The organism is Caulobacter sp. DWR3-1-2 (assembly GCF_049896225.1).
Lineage (GTDB): Bacteria > Pseudomonadota > Alphaproteobacteria > Caulobacterales > Caulobacteraceae > Caulobacter.
In genome coordinates this window covers 1-16,760 of sequence record NZ_JAFCTW010000012.1, presented here as the reverse complement: position 1 = coordinate 16,760, position 16,760 = coordinate 1, and the positions used below count along the sequence as shown (strand labels likewise).

Genomic DNA, 16,760 nt, shown 5'->3' with positions numbered 1-16,760 from the left:
GCATGGCCCATCCCTCGCTCACCTCACGCCGCGCCCTCCTGACAGCCTCGCTGGCCTTGCTGGCGACGCCGGCCTTCGCGCGCTCGGCCAAGAAGGAAGAGAAGGGCAAGGAAGGCGGGGCCAAGGTCGATCCGATCATCACGCTGCAGTCGATGGCCCTGCCGGTCATCGCGAATGGCCAGCTGGTCAACTACGTCTTCCTGCATATGAGCATCACCCTGAACACAGGCGTGCCAGTCACGGTTTTCGCGGGCAAGGAGCCGATGCTGCGCGACGCCATGGTCCGCGAGGCTCACGCCAAGCCCTTCACGCGCCCCGACAGCTATGTCGCCCTAGACGAGGCGCGCTTGAAGGCCTCGGTGCTGCGCGAGACCAACGGGCTGATTGGGCCTGGAAAAATCGCCAAGGTCACGGTTCTCAAGCAGATTCCGCGCCACTTCATGGCCCCGCCGACCAAGGCCGCGGCCCAGACCGGCGCCAAGCCGGCGCGCCCGCCCGAGCCACCGTCGAACCCCAACATAATCCCCTAGGCGCAGCCCCTTCAGCCGAACGCCGTTCCCGCAGGCGGTTGCGCCGACCGCGACCATTTGGCAGTGTCTCGACCTTGGCGTCGAACCGGCGCCATCAGGGAGCATCGAGGGGGCATGAGGCCATAGGCCCGCCCGTCGTCTGCGGCCGGGGGCGGTCCTAGCGACCGTGGTCCTGCCGGAGCGGCGAACCCTCTCGTTTCGAAACGCGGAGAGGGCAATTTACTTATGAGTTCTTGGCTTTACGTGGCCATAGGGGCCGGGCTGCTGGCGGTGCTTTACGGCGCTGTTCAATCAGCCGCTTTGATGCGGGCGTCGCCCGGCAATGCAAAGATGCAGGAGATCGCCGCAGCGATCCAGGAAGGGGCCCAGGCCTATCTGAACCGTCAGTACACAACGATCGCCATCGTCGGGGTGGTGGTCATCGCCCTGCTGGCGTTCTTCTTCAAGTCCTGGGAGCAGCCCGTCGGCTTCGCCTTGGGTGCGATCCTATCGGGCGCGGCGGGTTTCGCGGGCATGCTGATCTCGGTGCGGGCCAATGTCCGCACCGCCCAGGCCTCGTCCGAGAGCCTGGCGGCCGGCCTGAAGATGGCCTTCACCTCCGGCGCCGTGACCGGCATGCTGGTGGCGGGCTTCGCCCTGATCGGCGTGGCCGGCTATTTCGCCGTCCTGATGCAGACGGGCCATGCCGGCACTGACCGCGTCGTGGTCGACTCGCTGGTGTCGCTGGGCTTCGGGGCCAGCTTGATCTCGATCTTCGCCCGTCTGGGCGGGGGCATCTTCACCAAGGGCGCCGACGTGGGCGGCGATCTGGTGGGCAAGGTCGAGGCCGGCATTCCGGAAGACGACCCGCGCAACGCCGCGACCATCGCCGACAATGTGGGCGACAATGTCGGCGACTGCGCAGGCATGGCCGCCGACCTGTTCGAGACCTATGCCGTGACCACGGTCGCCACCATGGTGCTGGCGGCGATCTTCTTCCGCGGCGCCGGTGTCGAGATCGTCAGTTCGATGATGCTGTTGCCGCTGGCCATCTGCGCGGTCTGCATCATCACCTCGATCATCGGCTCGTTCGCCGTACGTTTGGGCAAGAAGCAGAATATCATGGGGGCCCTCTATCAGGGCCTGATCGTCACCGGCGTGCTGTCGATTCCGGCGGTCTGGTACGTGATCCATCAACTGGTGCCGAACGCCGTCACCGTGGGGACGCGCACCTTCGACGCCGACAGCCTGTTCTACTGCGGCCTGGCCGGCCTGGCCGTCACAGCCGCCATCGTGGTGATCACCGAATACTACACCGGCACCAATTTCCGCCCGGTGAAGTCGGTCGCCCAGGCTTCGGTCTCAGGCCACGGCACCAACGTGATCCAGGGTCTGGCCATGTCGCTGGAATCCACGGCCCTGCCGGCCCTGACCATCATCGTCGGCATCCTGGTGACCTATAATCTGGCGGGCCTGTTCGGCATCGCCATCGCCACCACAACCATGCTGTCCCTGGCGGGCTTCATCGTCGCCCTGGACGCTTTTGGCCCGGTCACCGACAACGCCGGCGGCATCGCCGAGATGGCCGGCTTGCCGCCGGAGGTCCGCGTCACCACCGACGCCCTGGACGCCGTGGGCAACACCACCAAGGCCGTCACCAAGGGCTACGCCATCGGTTCGGCCGGCCTGGGCGCCTTGGTGCTGTTCGCCGCCTATACCGAGGACCTGAAGTTCTTCTCGGCCAACGCGGCGCCGGGCAGCTTCTTTGAGGGCATGGGGCCGGTGACCTTCGACCTGTCCAACCCCTACGTGGTGGTCGGGCTGCTGTTCGGAGGGCTGCTGCCCTTCCTGTTCAGTGGCATGTCGATGACCGCCGTGGGCCGGGCCGCCGAGGCCGTCGTGGCCGAGGTGCGTCGCCAGTTCCGCGAGAACCCGGGCATCATGACCTATGAGGTCAAGCCGGAATACGGCCGGGCGGTAGACATCCTGACCAAGGCGGCGATCCGCGAGATGATCGTGCCGTCGCTCCTGCCCGTCGTGTCGCCGATCGTGCTGTTCTTCGTGATCAAGGCCATCGCCGGCAAGGTCGACGCCTTCGCCTCGCTCGGCGCCATGCTGATGGGCGTGATCGTCACCGGCCTGTTCGTCGCCATCTCGATGACCAGCGGCGGCGGCGCCTGGGACAACGCCAAGAAGGTGATCGAGGAAGGCTTCACCGACAAGGACGGCGTCCTGCACACCAAGGGTTCGGAGGCTCACAAGGCCGCCGTCACCGGCGACACCGTCGGCGACCCCTACAAGGACACCTCGGGTCCGGCTGTGAATCCGATGATCAAGATCACCAACATCGTGGCCCTGCTGCTGCTGGCGATCCTGGCCCACGGCGTCTGATCTCTTCTACAGCCTGATACGACGACGCCCCGGAGGCTTCCTCCGGGGCGTTTTTCGGTTTGGGTTCAACGCCAGCCGTTGGCCGCGACGGTGATCACGGTCCTGGCGCTGATCAGTACATGTCTTCGGGGTCCAGCGCCGCGCCGACGATGCCGCGCCGCTCGGCGCCTTCGTAGCCGTGGTCGATCCGGCGCCGACGGCAGGGGCCGAAATACCCACTGACCCGCACGAAATCGCGCGGGTTGTTGATCACCTCGTTCACTCGGTGCAGCACGCCGCGGGCGGTGAGGGGCTTGGCCAGGAACTCGGTGACGCCGGCCATGCGGGCCTCGTCCAGGCTGGCGCGGGTGGCGTGGCCGGTGACCATGATGATCGGCGTATAGGGATTGCTGCTGGCCGGCGAGGTGCGGATCCAGCGGATGAACGCCAACCCGTCGACCGGCTGCATCATCAGGTCGGTGAAGATGATGTCGACCTCGCGCTCGGTGACGGCCTTGAGGGCCTCGACGCCGTCGGCGGCCTCGATGATCTTGCGCACGCCCAGTGACTTGAGCACCGCGCCGATGATCTCGCGCATCGGCGCGTTGTCGTCGATGATCAGCACCGTCAACGGACGCAGATCTGGCGCGCTCACAATGCATTCCCCCGGCGAAGATCGGCGCAGCGGCGTTGGGCCGCTGCGCCGTTGCATGGCAAGGTAGCGGCGTCGTTGTTGATAAACCGTTGATGCGGCCGGTCAAATCTATCGGAATTTCAGCCAGTTATACCTGGCGGCTGCGTCGCGCCGGATACAGTCTTAGCGGCGGTCCTGCGGACGATTGCCGGGGGTGTCCTGATCGTCGTTCGGCAGCATACCGCCGCGGCCGACCGTGCCCAGCAACTGTTCCAGAATCGTCATCTCGCGGCCGCGGGTCGGGGTCTCGTGGCCGCTATAGGCGATGACCTTGCCGTCCTTCAGCGTGTAGGTGTCCACAGACGCGACCTTTTCGTCGGCCGCGCTGAACTTGATCGCCACCACGTCACGCTTGATCACGCGCGGCTTGTAGAAGGCCACGCGGTCAGTGGTCTGCGAGATATAGTACCAGGCGTTGGTGTCGAAGGTGGAGATGGTGGAGGGCGAACCCAGCTTCTCCGTCACCGTCGACTTGCTGTCCTCGCCGATCTTCATGTCAGCGGGCTTGGCTTCGATGGCCTGAAAGCCGGAATAGCTCGTCAGCGGCGTGCAGCCTCCGGTGACGGCGGCGAGGCCGATGACAGCGGCGGCGAGAACGACGGGACGAAACATGCAGGCTCCGGTACCTGGAAAGGCTGACTTTGACCTATCGCCCGCGCGGGCTTAGTTCAATGGTCCGTGTGGGTCGGATGGCGAAGTTAGTTCGGTGTCGCGGCGAAATCGAGGCGAAGTGATGATTCTAGATCGGTTGCTCAAACCCAGGCCCGCCAAGGCGGCGGGGGGCAAACTCTATGCCTCCGCGGTGGCCCAGGCCCGGTCGGCGCCGCTGTATGTCCAGATGGGCGTGCGCGACTCGCTGGAGGGCCGGTTCGAGCTGTTCACCCTGCATGTGGTGCTTTTGCTCGAGCGCCTGAAAGGTCAGGGCGAGACGGCGGCCGAGCTTTCCCAGGCGACGTTCGACGCCTATGTGCGTGGCCTTGATGACGCTTTCCGCGAGATCGGTGTGTCCGACACCGCCGTCGGCAAGAAGATGAAGAAGCTGGCCGGGGCCTTCTATGGCCGGTTGAAGGCCTTCGACGAGTCGGCGGCAAGCCTGCCCGATAGCGCCGCCCTGTCCGGGATGCTGGCCCGCACCGCCTTCGAGGAACGCGGCGAGGGCGACGTGGCCGCCTTGACCGCCTACGTGATCGCCGCGCGCGATCATCTGGCGGCCCAGCCGGTGGAAAGCTTGATGCAAGGAGACGTCCAATGGCCGAAGGCGTGATCAATCCCTGGCCCTTCAGCATGACGCTTGGGCGCATGGGCCGCGGCCAGGATCTGCGCTTCGAGCCTGACGAGGCGATCCGCAAGGACATCGCCAAGACCCTGAACCTGGTGTCGCTCGACGCCTTGGAGGCCGAGATTTTCCTGCGGCCGTGGATGGACGGGGCCGAGGTGTCTGGCCTGATTCGCGCCCGCGTTGTGCAGACCTGCAGCGTCTCGGCCGACGAGTTCGAGGAGCCGATCGAGGCGCGGTTCTCGGTCCGCGTCCTGCCCGCGACCAGCGAAAACACCTCGCCCGACGAGAGCGGCGACCTGGCGTTGGATCCCGACGGCGACGATCCGCCTGACGTGCTGGAGAACGAGACCATCGATGTCACGGGTTATGTTCTGGAGCATCTGGCTTTGGAGCTGGATCCCTTTCCACGCAAGCCGGGCGCCGTCTTCGAGCCCCCGCCCGAACCGGTCGATCTGTCGCCCTTCGCCGGGTTGAAGGCCCTCAGGGCAGATCCCGGACCAGGCGGGGAAGGGGCCTGAATGGCTCTTGCCTGAGCTTGCGTGATATTTTCGCGGCTGTATCGTCCTGCCGCCTTGATCCAGCGGTACGCCGCTCCAGGAGCCTTTAGCGCCTCGTGCCTCAACCCGTAGTCATTTCGATCGACGCCATGGGCGGCGATCACGGCCCATCCGTGATCGTGCCCGCCGTGGCGATCGCCGCCCAGAACCAGTCCGACGTGCGTTTCCTGCTGCATGGCGACCAGACCCTGCTGAACGCCGAACTGGCCAAGTCGCCGGCCGCCCGAGCGATCAGCGAGGTGCGCCACACCGACAAGGCAATCTCGATGGACGAGAAACCCGCCCAGGCCATGCGCCGGGGCAAGGGCTCGTCGGTGTGGAACGCGGTCGAGTCCTTGCGCGGCAACGAGGCCCAGGCCGTGGTCTCGGCGGGCAATACCGGCGCCCTGATGGCGATCTCCAAGTTGATCCTGCGCATGGGGGCAGGGCTGGAGCGCCCGGCCATCGTCGCCAGCTGGCCGACCATGAACGGCGTCTCGGCGGTGCTGGACGTCGGCGCCAATGTCGAAAGCGACGCCGCCCAGCTGGTCGAGTTCGCGATCATGGGCGCGGCCTTCCACCACGCGGTTCACGGTTCGGAGCGGCCGACCGTCGGCCTGCTGAATGTGGGCTCCGAGGACCAGAAGGGCCATGAGGAGGTGCGCGAGGCGCACGCCATCCTCAAGCAGACCACGCTGGACTTCGACTATCGCGGCTTCGTTGAGGGCACCGACATCGCCAAGGGCACGGTCGACGTGGTCGTCACCGACGGCTTCACCGGCAATGTCGCCCTGAAGACCGCCGAGGGCCTGGCGCGGTTCTTCTCCGCCGAGATCAAATCGACCCTGACCTCCGGACCGCTGGCCATGCTTGGGGCGCTGATCGCTTCGAGCGCCTTGAAGAAGATGCGCCAGCGCCTCGATCCAGGCCGCGTCAACGGCGGCCCGCTGCTGGGCCTCAACGGCATCGTGGTCAAGAGCCACGGCGGGGCCGACGCCACCGGCTTCGCCTCGGCCATCCGGGTGGCGGTGGACCTGGCCCGCAGCGACTTCACGGCCGAGATTGACCGCAACCTGAAGCGCCTGACCGAAAGCGGCCTCAAGCCTGGCGCGGAAACCAAAGCTGAAGGCGCTCCGGGCGCGCAAGTCCAGGGAGTTTCCGAGTGAGCGTGATGCGTAGCGCCGTGACCGGCGTCGGGGCCCATCTGCCTGACAATGTGGTCACAAATAGCCAGCTGGCCGAGACCGTCGACACCAGCGACCAATGGATCGTCGAGCGCACCGGCATCCGCCAGCGCCACAAGGTGGCCGACGACCAGCCGGTGTCTGACCTGGCCTTCCGCGCCGCCCAGCAGGCGCTGGAGAAGGCCGGCAAGACCGCCGCCGACGTCGATCTGATCATCGTCGCCACGACCACGCCGGACATGACCTTTCCGGCCGTCGCCACCATCGTCCAGCGCAAGCTGGGCGCGCCGGTCGGCATCGCCTTCGACATCCAGGCGGTGTGCTCGGGCTTCGTCTATGCGCTCAGCGTCGCCGACGGCTTCGTGGCGCGTGGCCACGCCAAATGCGCGCTGGTGATCGGGGCCGAAGCCATGACCCGGCTGATGGACTGGACCGACCGCGGCACCTGCGTGCTGTTCGGCGACGGGGCCGGCGCGGTGGTTCTGGAGCCGCGCGAAGGGCAGGGGACCACGGCCGACCAGGGCCTGCTGGGCTTTGCCCTGCGGGCGGATGGGACCAAGCAGGACCTGCTCTATGTCGACGGCGGCCCCTCGACCACCGGCACGGTCGGCAAGCTGCGGATGCTGGGCAACCAGGTGTTCAAGCACGCGGTGATCAACATCTCCGAGGCGATCCACGCGGCCGCCGAGGTGGCGGGCGTGACAATCCCCGAAGTCGACTGGTTCATTCCGCATCAGGCCAACCAGCGCATCCTGGCCGGCGTCGCACACCGCGTGGGCATTGACGAGGACAAGGTGATCTCCACCGTGGCCCTGCACGCCAACACTTCGGCGGCCTCCATCCCGTTGGCCTTCGCCCAGGGAATCGCCGACGGCCGCATCAAGCCGGGTCAGCTTTTGCTGCTTGAGGCGATGGGCGGCGGCCTGACCTGGGGCGCCTGCGTCATTCGTCTTTGAGCAAGAGCTTGCGCCCTTTATGGCCAAGCTTGGCTGTTTTCTGGGGTCAGCTTGGCTCATCGCCTGAAGTCCTGGCGCTCAGCCTTTGACTCCATGCGATAATCACGGCATGCAGGCTTGAGTTGATGAGAGCGTGTCGCACGAACGGGGCTCGATCCCGGTTTCGTGTGCAGGCTCTGGGGTTTGTCAATCCAGCGTAAGGGGGCGTCATGAAAGGCGCGACATTGACCCGGGCCGACCTCTGCGAGGCGGTCCATGAGGAAGTCGGTCTGACGCGGCAGGATTGTGCCGGTCTGGTCGAACGGACCCTCGATCTAGTCGCGGAAGCGCTGGAACGGGCGGAAACCGTCAAGCTATCCGGATTTGGCGTCTTCCAGGTTCGCGACAAGCGCGCCCGGATGGGCCGCAATCCCAAGACCGGAGAGCCCGCCGAGATCGAGCCCCGCCGGGTGATCGGTTTCCGGGCCTCGCAAGTCATGAAGGCGCGAATCGACCGCGCCCTCGGCGGCTAGGGATTTGATGCGGTGGCGAAGGGGCCCAACGCCTTCCGCACGATTTCCGAGGCCGCTGAAGAGCTTGGCGTGCCACAGCACGTGCTACGCTTCTGGGAAACCAAGTTCTCGTTCATTCGCCCGATGAAGCGGGCCGGCGGGCGGCGGTTCTACCGCCCGCAGGACATCGCCGTGCTGAGCGGCGTCCGCGCCCTGCTGCACGCCGAGGGCTACACCATCAAAGGCGTGCAGAAGCTGCATCGCGACCAGGGGATCACCCACGTGGTCGCCGCTGGCCTGGACGACAACAGCTCGGCCTCGCTCGACCTCCTCGTTGACCTGCCCGTCGATTCCCTGCCGCCGGCCAAGCTGGGTGACGACCGGCGCGATCGGCTGACGCTGGCGCTCGGCGATCTGACGGCCGTCAAAGCCCGGCTGGACGGGCTTTTGCGGGGCCTCTGAGCCGTGCCGAAAATCGCTCAGGAAACTCATTGCCCCCGGCAAGGCTCGCCCCTATAAGGGCGCTCCTTCCGTGTCGGAGCGTGGCGCAGCCTGGTAGCGCACTTGACTGGGGGTCAAGGGGTCGCAGGTTCAAATCCTGTCGCTCCGACCATTTCCTTCACCGGGAATGAGACCGGAAGAACGGAAAGGCCGCCTGAAAAGGCGGCCTTTTTCGGTTTCGGGCTTGGCCCAACTTGCCCCCTACGGGTCGCTTCGCGACCGTCTTCCTCCCATGGGGGAAGAGCTCAGGCGCATGGGGCGCCGCCCCCTATGGGAGCGGACAGGCGGCGAAGCCGCCAGGTGGGGGCAAGTCCGTGCTTCTCAAAGCTTCTCATCCGCCTTGCCCATCCAGGACATCAGCGGCATCAGCGGCAAGCCCCAGCCCAGGCCCGTGACCGCGAAATAGAGCAGGTGGATGGCGCGATTGTCCGGCAGGTAGTCGTAGAGGCTGGTGACGGCCCAGACATAGGCGGCCAGGAACACCATGATGCCGATCCCACCGATCAGTTTACGCACTCTTGCGGGAATTTGGCGGGCGGGGATGAGGGGAGCGCTCAAGCGGGTCTCCGGAAGACACTCGAAAAAATGCCAAGGATGGCAAGGAAGAAGATCGCCCCCACGCTGGAGACCAGCAGGCTTCCCAGGAAGCCGTCGAGCCGCAGGCCCAGGCGCTGGGCGATGAAGGTTCCGATGAACGATCCGACCACGCCGATCAAGAGCTTGGTGAACAGCGCATGGCGACGGGCCAGCACCAGGTCGGCGACCCAGCCGGCCAATATGCCGATAACGACCGCCACGAAGACGCCCACGCCGCTCATTCGATAGTCTCCGACCCCGTGCCCGCGCAAGTATCGCACGCCCAGCCTTACGCGTCATGAGGCCATGGACGCGAGCCTTCGTCGGGCGTAGGCAGGACTTCGCCGCATTTCGGCCCTCAACTGACGTTCTTTCCGGCGACCATGACGTCCTTCCTGCGTTCCGACCGTTCAAGGCCCGTGGCCGTCTGGCTGTTCGTCACGGCCCTCCTGGTGTTTGCCATGGTGGTGGTGGGCGGCGCGACGCGCCTGACCGACTCGGGCCTGTCGATAGCCGAGTGGAAACCGATCATGGGCGCGCTGCCGCCGATGTCGGACGCCGCCTGGCAAGCCAATTTCGCGCTCTACCAACAGATCCCCCAGGCCAGGCTGGTCAATGCGGGCATGACCCTGGAGGCTTACAAGGGCATCTTCTGGTGGGAGTGGGCGCATCGGCTTCTCGGCCGGGTGGTCGGCGTGGTGTTCGCCGTGCCTCTGGCGTTCTTCCTCGTCAGACGCATGATGCCGCGGCGGCTGATCTGGCGCTGCGTGGCCATGCTGGCGCTCGGCGGCCTGCAAGGCTTGATCGGCTGGTGGATGGTGTCCAGCGGCCTGGGCAAGGACAACACCATGCTGGTGCAGGTCGCGCCGGAACGCCTGGCGACCCATCTGGGCTTGGCCCTGGCCCTGTTCGTGCTGCTGATCTGGACGGCTCTCGACGCCTGGTCCGGCTCGCCCCGTGTTGAGGAACGCACAAACTGGCGGGGCTGGGCGCTGGGCTTTCTGGGCGCGGTGTTCCTGCAAAGCCTGCTGGGCGCCCTCGTGGCCGGCAATGACGCGGGCCTGGTCTATAACGACTGGCCACTGATGAACGGCGCGCTGGTCCCGGCCGAATATGCCGGCCACGGCCTCTGGGGCACTCTCGCCCACAGTCAGGGCGCGGTGCAACTTCATCACCGGCTGATGGCCTACGCCCTGTTCGTCGCGGCGATCATCATCGGTGTGGCCGCCGCGCGCTCCCGCCGCCTGCCGCAGGATGGCAAGACCCTGGCCTTCGTCCTGCTCGCCGCCGTCTGCCTGCAGGCCGGTCTGGGGATCTGGACCCTGATGGCCGCCGTGCCCGTGGCGCTGGGCGTGCTGCACCAGGCCGGCGCGGCGATGCTGCTCGCCACGGCGGCGGCCTTCGCCTGGCGGGTGAGGCGGCCCTAGAGCCACTGACGCACAACGAACTGTCACGAAACGCCAGCACAGGACGTTTCGACGTCTCTAGCTGGAGCTTGCCCGTGATCCGCGCTTCCCATCTGCTGGCCGGAGCCCTGCTCCTGACCGCGCCCGCCCTGGCCCTGGCCGCGTCGAAGCCCATCCCCAAGCCCCCGGCGCCGATCATCAACGCCGCGCCCGGCGACCCCTATTTCAAGTCCGGCGAGGCCGCCCTCGCCAAGGCCCTGATGGTCAATCCCAAGACCGGCAAGGCCAAGAACGTCATCCTGTTCCTTGGCGATGGCATGGGCATCTCCACGGTGGTGGCTAGCCGGATCTATGAAGGCCAGCAGCGCGGCGTCGACGGCGAGAGTAACAGCCTGGCGTTCGAGAAACTGCCTTGGACGGCGCTGTCCAAGACCTACAGCCACGACACCCAGGTCACCGACAGCGCCGCGGGCATCACAGCCATCACCACGGGGGTCAAGACCCGCAACAAGATCATCGGCCTGACCGGCCAGGCCAAGCCCGAGGACTGTTCCAGCGAGGCCGGTCAGCGCGTCCAGACCATCGCCGAACTGGCCAAGGTCCATGGCCTGTCAGCCGGCGCTGTCACCACCACCCGCATCACCCACGCGACCCCCGCAGGGACCTATGCCCACACGGCCTACCGCGATTGGGAAGGCGACGCCGACATGCCGCTGGAGGCCGTCAAGGCCGGCTGCCGCGACATCGCCCGCCAGCTGGTGGAGGCTCCAATCGGCCAGCGCCTGGACGTCGCGATGGGCGGCGGGCGCTCGCGCTTCCTGCCCGAGGTCAAGGACGGCAAGCGGACGGACGGCCGCGACCTAACGGCCGAGTGGCTGAAGGCCCCGAACGCGGCCTATGTGACTACCGACACCGAGCTGGCGGCGCTTGACGCGTCCAAGACCGGCCCGGTGCTGGGCCTGTTCGCCAACGAGCATCTTCCCTATGAGGTCGAGCGGCCGGTGCTAGGGCAGGGCGTGCCGACCCTGGCGGCCATGACCACCAAGGCCATCGACCTGCTGTCGCAGAACCCCAAGGGCTATTTCCTGCTGGTCGAGGGCGGCAAGATCGACATGGGCAGCCATCTGAACAACGCCCACCGCACCCTGACCGAGACCGTCGAGTTCTCCAAAGCGGTCCAGGCGGCGCTCGACAAGGTCAATCTCGACGAGACCCTGGTGATCGTCACCGCCGACCACAGTCACGGGCTGGTGATCTCCGGCTACGCCGCCCGCAACGCCCCGATCCTGGGCCTGGCGGGCAATGAGGGCGACCCGGTCTTGGCCGGCGACGGCAAGCCCTACACCGTGCTGAGCTTCGCTACCGGCCCTGGCGGGCCGGAGGGCTCGAACCTCCGCGCCGACCCGGCCAAGGAAGACACCGACGACATCGACTACCATCAGAACGCCACGGCCTTTTTGGGCAGTTCCGCCCATTCGGGCGAAGATGTCGGCGTGTTCGCCGACGGGCCGGGGGCCTATCTGGTTCATGGCGTGGTGGAGGAAAGCTACCTCTTCCAGGTCATGCGGCATGCCTATGGGTTTGACGCACAATAAGAACCGTCATCCTCGGGCTTGTCCCGAAGACCCCTTGGTCCGCCTCATCATCGGTAGCTATTCGGGGCGCTGCGTTCGCGGCGCCCCTTTCTGCGTTTCAACGACGGTTGAAACAGGGGTCCTGGGTACAAGTCCGAGGATGACACCATAAATACGGTATTATAATACCGCAACACGAAATCCCTTATCCTGTAAGGGTTTGCGGACTTTCTCGCGCAGCCATTGTTGACAGACCGAGAACCCTCCTGTACCTGCCGCCCTTCACGCAGACGGAGCCGCCTTCCTTGGGTCCCGACGCACAAGGAATACGGATCAATCCCATGCAAAAGACCACGGCTTCCCTGAAGCCCGCCGAGGTCGAGAAGAAGTGGATCGTGGTCGACGCCCAGGACGCCGTTGTCGGCCGCCTGGCGACGTTCATCGCGATGCGCCTTCGCGGCAAGCATCGTGCTGACTACACCCCCAACGTCGACTGCGGCGACTTCGTCGTCGTGATCAACGCCGACAAGGTGAAGTTCACCGGCAAGAAGATGGACGACAAGATTTACTATCGCCACACCGGGCACCCGGGCGGCGTCAAGTCGACCACCCCGCGCAAGCTGCTGGAAGGCCGCTTCCCCGAGCGCGTCCTCGAAAAGGCCGTCGAGCGCATGCTGCCCAAGGAAAGCCCCTTGGCCCGCAAGCAACTGACCCACCTGCTCATCTACAACAACGGTGAGCACCCGCACCAAGCGCAGAGCCCGGAAGCGATCGACTTCGCTGCGCGCAACGCCAAGAACACCCGGAGCGCCTAAGTCATGTCCGAAGCTCAAGGCTTTGACGCGCTGGCCAGCCTGTCCAGCAACCCCGAAGCGGCCGCTCCGGCCGTCCAGAAGCTCGACGCCCAAGGCCGCGCCTACGCGACCGGCAAGCGCAAGAACGCGATCGCCCGCGTCTGGATCAAGCCCGGCAAGGGCACGATCACCATCAATGGTCGCGATCAAGAAGTGTATTTCGCCCGCCCCGTGCTGCGGATGATGATCGCCCAGCCCTTCCAGGTCACCGACCGCGAAGGCCAGTTCGACGTCGTCGTCACCGTCGAGGGTTCGGGCCTGTCAGGCCAGGCCGGCGCGGTGCGCCACGGCCTGTCCAAGGCCCTGACCTATTACGAGCCCGGCCTGCGCGCCGCGCTGAAGCCGCATGGCTTCCTGACCCGCGACAGCCGCGTGGTCGAGCGTAAGAAGTACGGCAAGGCCAAGGCCCGTCGTAGCTTCCAGTTCTCGAAGCGCTAGGCGCTTCCGCATTTTCGGAGAAAGAGGCCGCAGTTTCTGCGGCCTCTTTTTTTGCCTGAAAACCCGAATCTGCCAGTAGGTTGCCGCACCCGTCGGTGGCCGCTGTCACGCTTCTCGCGACACGCTCCATCTCGCTGAACAAGTCGAGGTTGTCGTGGACGTCAGTCAGGTCGTGAGAGACTCCATCCTGCGGTTGGGCGCCAAGCGCGTCATGCTCCAGAACGCCAAGGATTCTCTGGAAACCATCGTCCTGGGATCGGAGCAGGGCGACTCGGCCTTCGATCCCGCCTACCTGCCGGGTTCGTTTAACCTGTGCTACCGATCCCTCGACCTCAAACATTGCTACTATCTGTACCGCCGGGTCACCGACCTCTGTCCAAACCTCAAGAATATCGTGTTGTTCTATTCGATGTTCTCGCCTGGCCACGTCCTTGAGCGCAGCCCCGACGACAGCGACATAGGGCCGTTGGTCAGCGCGCTGTTCGAGTTGGACGTCGAGTATCAGGCCGACAATCTCAACGCCTTGGCCAAGGCCCTGACGCGGCAATTGCAGGACGGCATGGCCGCCACCCTGGCCCGGGAGGCTGTCCAGCTGGACGGCTATGACGGGTTCCAGCCGGCCGATAGGAGCGTGGCCCCGGCGGCGCAGTTTGATCGTCGTGTGCTGTCTCACATCCGGATGAACTACGAAACCGGCGCGGACTATTACCTGCTGAAGATCCTGGCGATCGCGAGCAATCTCGGCCACAGCGTGCACATCGTCATCCCGCCGGTCACCGGGATGTACCGCGAGGCCGTCGGCGCACGCTCCAGCATCATCTTCCGGGAATTGATCGAGGTCGTCGGCTCATTCCCGTGGCGCGTGCCGGTCAAGGTGCTGAACGCCTACGACGACGAGGCCTACGAGGACGCCTTCTTCGTCGACAGCGATCATCTGGACGCGCACGGCAAGGGGACAAGGATGCTGTCCCAGACCATCGCCGATCAGGTTGGGGCCAACGAGGCCGCCGCCTAGCTTCGCTCGCGGCCGCCATGGGACAAGAGATCCGTTTCGTTCCCCGGCTGACTAGGCTAGATCGTCCGCTCTTGTTGGATCGATTAGGGACGGCGCATGGCCCCCAAGGTTTTCATCGACGGCGAAGCTGGCACCACCGGCCTGCAGATCCGCGAGCGCCTGGTCGGCCGCAAGGACCTGCAGTTGGTCTCGATCGATCCGGACAAGCGCAAGGATGCAGACGCTCGCAAGGCGATGCTCAACAGCGCCGACGCGGTGATCCTGTGCCTGCCCGACGAGGCGGCCGTCGAGGCCGTGGCGCTGATCGACAATCCGAAGGTCAAACTGATCGACGCCTCGAGCGCCCATCGCACCGCGCCAGGCTGGACCTACGGCTTTCCAGAACTGGACGAGGATCAGCGCGGCAAGGTCGCCCGGTCGAACCGGGTGTCGAACCCGGGCTGCTACGCGACCGGCGCCATCGCCCTGGTTCGCCCCCTGGTTTCGGCCGACGTGATCGCGCCGGACCTGCCGCTGAGCTTCAACGCTGTGTCGGGCTACACTGGCGGCGGCAAGGCGATGATCGCCGAGTTCGAGGACCCGTCCTCGCCGAACTACACCAAGGTCCCGTACCGCCTCTACGCGCTGGGCCTGAGCCACAAGCACCTGCCCGAGATCCAGTCGCACGGTGGCCTGCTGACCCGGCCGATCTTCACCCCCGCCGTCGGGCGCTACGCCCAGGGCATGCTGGTGGAGCTGCCGCTGCACCTGTCGATGATGAACACTAGCGTTGGCGTGGCCGACGTGCATGGCATTTTGGCCGATCACTATGCGCGCGAGCCCTTTGTCGAGGTCGCCTCGATCGCCGAGGCCAAGACCCTGACGACCCTTGATCCAGAGGGGTTGAACGGCACCAATCGCCTGAAACTGTTCGTGTTTGGCTCGGATACCAGCGGCCAGGTTCGCTTGGTGGCCCTGCTCGACAACCTCGGCAAGGGCGCCTCGGGCGCGGCGGTTCAGAACCTCAACCTGATGCTGGGCCTGAAGGAAGGCGCGGGGCTTTAGGGCTCGTCCGCCGTCAGGACGGCGCCTCATGTGTATCAGTGTGTACAGGATTGACTGAACACCCGTGAGTGTTCCTACACACGCGGATAGCCGCGACATCATCACGGCGCTCAAGGCCGATGGCTGGGCTGAAGTCGCGGGTCGCGGCTCGCACACCCAGTTCAAGCCTTCGACTAAACCGGGTCGCGTGAGTGTGCCTCATCCGACGAGAGACATTCCCATCGGAACGCTGCGCTCCATCGAGCGTCAGTCCGGATTGGCCCTGAGGTGAGCGAGATGGCCAACTACATCGCCCTGATCCACAAGGACGCCGACAGCGACTATGGCGTCTCGTTCCCCAATTTCCCCGGCGTGATCTCGGTGGGGACCTCGTTGGACGACGCCCGCGCCATGGCCGAAGAGGCCTTGGCGCTGCACGTTGCAGGTCTGATCGAAGACGGAGACGCCATCCCCGAGCCGTCCTCTCTAGAGGGTGTCATGGCCGACGCCGGCAACCGTGACGGCGTGGCCATCATTGTGCGCTTGACGGCCGAGGCGAAGAAGGCGGTGCGCGTCAATATCACCCTGCCGGAAGACGCCCTCCGCGACATCGACCGCTTCGCCGAAGCGCACGGTTTGACTCGGTCGGGTTTGCTGGTTCAGGCCGCTAGGCGGATGATGGAAAGCACCTAGGCAGTTCGTTTGTTGGGCTCAAGCGCCGGGCAAAAGAGTGTGTGGGCGGTCTCAACCGGTCATCGCAACGGCTATGGATTGTAGCGGTTGAGGCGAGGTTGGGATGGGTCGTCGGGTTCGGTTGACGGATGGGCAGCGTCGGGAGCTCTGGGCGCGCTGGAAGCGCGGCGAGACCTTGGTGGAGATCGGCAGAGCGCTGGAGCGCTCCACGCCGAACGTGTTCAACATTATCCGGGCCAGCGGCGGGATCGGGCCGCAGGAGCGCCGAGAGCGTTCATCGGCGCTGACGGTGGCGGAGCGTGAGGAGATTTCGCGTGGGCTCGTCGCGGGGCTGTCTCTTCGGGCGATCGCTCGTGGGTTAAGGCGAAGCGCTTCGACCGTAAGCCGTGAAGTGACCCATAGCGGCGGGCGGCAGGGTTACCGCGCTCTGTCGGCGCAGGAGCGGGCGATCGCTTGCGCCCGCCGTCCCAAGCCATGCCTGCTGGCGCGGCGGCCCGATCTGCGGGATTTGGTCGCCGCCAAGCTGGAACAGAAGTGGTCTCCGCAGCAGATCGCCGGCTGGCTCAAGCGCAGCCATGGGCAGGAGAGCGCGATGCAGGTGTCGCACGAGACGATCTACAAGAGCCTGTTCATTCAGGCCCGAGGGGTCCTGAGGCGTGAG

General features: G+C 65.8%; 21 protein-coding genes and 1 tRNA gene. 18 read left to right on the top strand and 4 right to left on the bottom strand.

Translation table 11 applies throughout. The features are described 5' to 3' along the window. Positions 1-2: 2 nt before the first annotated feature. Positions 3-530 (top strand): hypothetical protein, encoded by a 528-nt coding sequence (locus ACP696_RS15800; protein ID WP_426012303.1) that lies wholly within the window; start codon positions 3-5, stop codon positions 528-530. A gap of 225 nt (positions 531-755) precedes the next feature. Then, positions 756-2,900 carry a sodium-translocating pyrophosphatase gene (locus ACP696_RS15795; RefSeq protein WP_426012302.1) on the top strand — a complete coding sequence of 715 codons (2,145 nt, stop codon included), beginning with the start codon at positions 756-758 and terminating at the stop codon, positions 2,898-2,900. 112 nt (positions 2,901-3,012) lie between these two features. Here ACP696_RS15795 and ACP696_RS15790 read toward each other — a convergent pair whose 3' ends face one another. Then, positions 3,013-3,534, bottom strand: coding sequence for a response regulator (locus ACP696_RS15790; RefSeq protein ID WP_426012300.1), 522 nt, complete (start codon positions 3,532-3,534; stop codon positions 3,013-3,015). Positions 3,535-3,696: 162 nt separating this feature from the next. Continuing rightward, positions 3,697-4,185 carry an outer membrane protein assembly factor BamE gene (locus tag ACP696_RS15785; protein WP_426012299.1) on the bottom strand — a complete coding sequence of 163 codons (489 nt, stop codon included), beginning with the start codon at positions 4,183-4,185 and terminating at the stop codon, positions 3,697-3,699. Positions 4,186-4,306: 121 nt separating this feature from the next. Here ACP696_RS15785 and ACP696_RS15780 point away from each other — a divergent pair, with 121 nt between their 5' ends. From ACP696_RS15780 to ACP696_RS15750, 7 genes are all read left to right on the top strand, one after another. Next, complete coding sequence (locus ACP696_RS15780; protein WP_426012577.1) at positions 4,307-4,837, top strand: ubiquinol-cytochrome C chaperone family protein; 531 nt, start codon at positions 4,307-4,309, stop codon at positions 4,835-4,837. After that, entirely contained in the window at positions 4,822-5,370 is a 549-nt protein-coding gene (locus tag ACP696_RS15775; protein ID WP_426012298.1) for a YceD family protein, read from the top strand. The genes ACP696_RS15780 and ACP696_RS15775 overlap by 16 nt, the downstream gene beginning before the upstream one ends. Before the next feature lie 95 nt (positions 5,371-5,465). Continuing rightward, positions 5,466-6,554 (top strand): phosphate acyltransferase PlsX, encoded by a 1,089-nt coding sequence (plsX, locus tag ACP696_RS15770; RefSeq protein ID WP_426012296.1) that lies wholly within the window; start codon positions 5,466-5,468, stop codon positions 6,552-6,554. Continuing rightward, positions 6,551-7,528 carry a beta-ketoacyl-ACP synthase III gene (locus ACP696_RS15765; RefSeq protein ID WP_426012294.1) on the top strand — a complete coding sequence of 326 codons (978 nt, stop codon included), beginning with the start codon at positions 6,551-6,553 and terminating at the stop codon, positions 7,526-7,528. The genes plsX and ACP696_RS15765 overlap by 4 nt, the downstream gene beginning before the upstream one ends. Positions 7,529-7,737: 209 nt before the next feature. Beyond that, the gene (locus ACP696_RS15760) at positions 7,738-8,040 is read left to right on the top strand and encodes an integration host factor subunit alpha (protein WP_426012293.1); all 303 of its coding nucleotides are present in this window, start codon (positions 7,738-7,740) and stop codon (positions 8,038-8,040) included. A gap of 12 nt (positions 8,041-8,052) precedes the next feature. Then, positions 8,053-8,481 (top strand): MerR family transcriptional regulator, encoded by a 429-nt coding sequence (locus ACP696_RS15755; protein ID WP_426012291.1) that lies wholly within the window; start codon positions 8,053-8,055, stop codon positions 8,479-8,481. Positions 8,482-8,555: 74 nt separating this feature from the next. Next, a tRNA-Pro gene (locus ACP696_RS15750) sits at positions 8,556-8,632 on the top strand. Between the two features lie 209 nt (positions 8,633-8,841). Here the strand turns inward: ACP696_RS15750 and ACP696_RS15745 are convergent. After that, positions 8,842-9,078, bottom strand: coding sequence for a DUF2842 domain-containing protein (locus ACP696_RS15745; protein WP_426012290.1), 237 nt, complete (start codon positions 9,076-9,078; stop codon positions 8,842-8,844). Continuing rightward, positions 9,075-9,338: a GlsB/YeaQ/YmgE family stress response membrane protein gene (locus ACP696_RS15740; protein ID WP_426012288.1), complete on the bottom strand. Its 264-nt coding sequence runs from the start codon at positions 9,336-9,338 to the stop codon at positions 9,075-9,077. The genes ACP696_RS15745 and ACP696_RS15740 overlap by 4 nt, the downstream gene beginning before the upstream one ends. Before the next feature lie 141 nt (positions 9,339-9,479). On the opposite strand from ACP696_RS15740, the gene ACP696_RS15735 reads away from it, so the two are divergent. The 9 genes from ACP696_RS15735 to ACP696_RS15695 form a co-directional block, all read left to right on the top strand. Beyond that, positions 9,480-10,523, top strand: a complete 1,044-nt coding sequence (locus ACP696_RS15735; RefSeq protein ID WP_426044020.1) for a COX15/CtaA family protein — start codon at positions 9,480-9,482, stop codon at positions 10,521-10,523. 74 nt (positions 10,524-10,597) lie between these two features. Further along, positions 10,598-12,097 (top strand): alkaline phosphatase, encoded by a 1,500-nt coding sequence (locus ACP696_RS15730; RefSeq protein ID WP_426012284.1) that lies wholly within the window; start codon positions 10,598-10,600, stop codon positions 12,095-12,097. A 320-nt stretch (positions 12,098-12,417) separates the two neighbouring features. Continuing rightward, positions 12,418-12,891: a 50S ribosomal protein L13 gene (gene rplM, locus ACP696_RS15725; RefSeq protein ID WP_426012282.1), complete on the top strand. Its 474-nt coding sequence runs from the start codon at positions 12,418-12,420 to the stop codon at positions 12,889-12,891. 3 nt (positions 12,892-12,894) lie between these two features. After that, positions 12,895-13,368 (top strand): 30S ribosomal protein S9, encoded by a 474-nt coding sequence (rpsI, locus tag ACP696_RS15720; protein WP_426012280.1) that lies wholly within the window; start codon positions 12,895-12,897, stop codon positions 13,366-13,368. A 154-nt stretch (positions 13,369-13,522) separates the two neighbouring features. After that, positions 13,523-14,383 carry a hypothetical protein gene (locus ACP696_RS15715; protein WP_426044019.1) on the top strand — a complete coding sequence of 287 codons (861 nt, stop codon included), beginning with the start codon at positions 13,523-13,525 and terminating at the stop codon, positions 14,381-14,383. Between the two features lie 96 nt (positions 14,384-14,479). Further along, positions 14,480-15,427, top strand: a complete 948-nt coding sequence (gene argC / locus ACP696_RS15710; RefSeq protein ID WP_426012276.1) for an N-acetyl-gamma-glutamyl-phosphate reductase — start codon at positions 14,480-14,482, stop codon at positions 15,425-15,427. A gap of 64 nt (positions 15,428-15,491) precedes the next feature. Further along, positions 15,492-15,698, top strand: a complete 207-nt coding sequence (locus ACP696_RS15705) for a type II toxin-antitoxin system HicA family toxin (RefSeq protein WP_426044018.1) — start codon at positions 15,492-15,494, stop codon at positions 15,696-15,698. 5 nt (positions 15,699-15,703) lie between these two features. Next, positions 15,704-16,099, top strand: a complete 396-nt coding sequence (locus ACP696_RS15700) for a type II toxin-antitoxin system HicB family antitoxin (RefSeq protein WP_426044017.1) — start codon at positions 15,704-15,706, stop codon at positions 16,097-16,099. 103 nt (positions 16,100-16,202) lie between these two features. Next, the coding region (locus ACP696_RS15695; protein ID WP_426044016.1) for a transposase at positions 16,203-16,760 on the top strand (558 nt) is incomplete at its 3' end.

Bases quoted from the DNA above. Each gene is read 5' to 3' on its own strand.
- argC (WP_426012276.1), top strand. From the start codon at position 14,480: ATGGCCCCCAAGGTTTTCATCGACGGCGAAGCTGGCACCACCGGCCTG.
- ACP696_RS15795 (WP_426012302.1), top strand. From the start codon at position 756: ATGAGTTCTTGGCTTTACGTGGCCATAGGGGCCGGGCTGCTGGCGGTG.
- ACP696_RS15780 (WP_426012577.1), top strand. From the start codon at position 4,307: ATGATTCTAGATCGGTTGCTCAAACCCAGGCCCGCCAAGGCGGCGGGG.
- ACP696_RS15785 (WP_426012299.1), bottom strand. From the start codon at position 4,185: ATGTTTCGTCCCGTCGTTCTCGCCGCCGCTGTCATCGGCCTCGCCGCC.
- rplM (WP_426012282.1), top strand. From the start codon at position 12,418: ATGCAAAAGACCACGGCTTCCCTGAAGCCCGCCGAGGTCGAGAAGAAG.
- ACP696_RS15740 (WP_426012288.1), bottom strand. From the start codon at position 9,338: ATGAGCGGCGTGGGCGTCTTCGTGGCGGTCGTTATCGGCATATTGGCC.
- ACP696_RS15700 (WP_426044017.1), top strand. From the start codon at position 15,704: ATGGCCAACTACATCGCCCTGATCCACAAGGACGCCGACAGCGACTAT.
- ACP696_RS15760 (WP_426012293.1), top strand. From the start codon at position 7,738: ATGAAAGGCGCGACATTGACCCGGGCCGACCTCTGCGAGGCGGTCCAT.
- ACP696_RS15735 (WP_426044020.1), top strand. From the start codon at position 9,480: ATGACGTCCTTCCTGCGTTCCGACCGTTCAAGGCCCGTGGCCGTCTGG.
- ACP696_RS15775 (WP_426012298.1), top strand. From the start codon at position 4,822: ATGGCCGAAGGCGTGATCAATCCCTGGCCCTTCAGCATGACGCTTGGG.
- rpsI (WP_426012280.1), top strand. From the start codon at position 12,895: ATGTCCGAAGCTCAAGGCTTTGACGCGCTGGCCAGCCTGTCCAGCAAC.
- ACP696_RS15800 (WP_426012303.1), top strand. From the start codon at position 3: ATGGCCCATCCCTCGCTCACCTCACGCCGCGCCCTCCTGACAGCCTCG.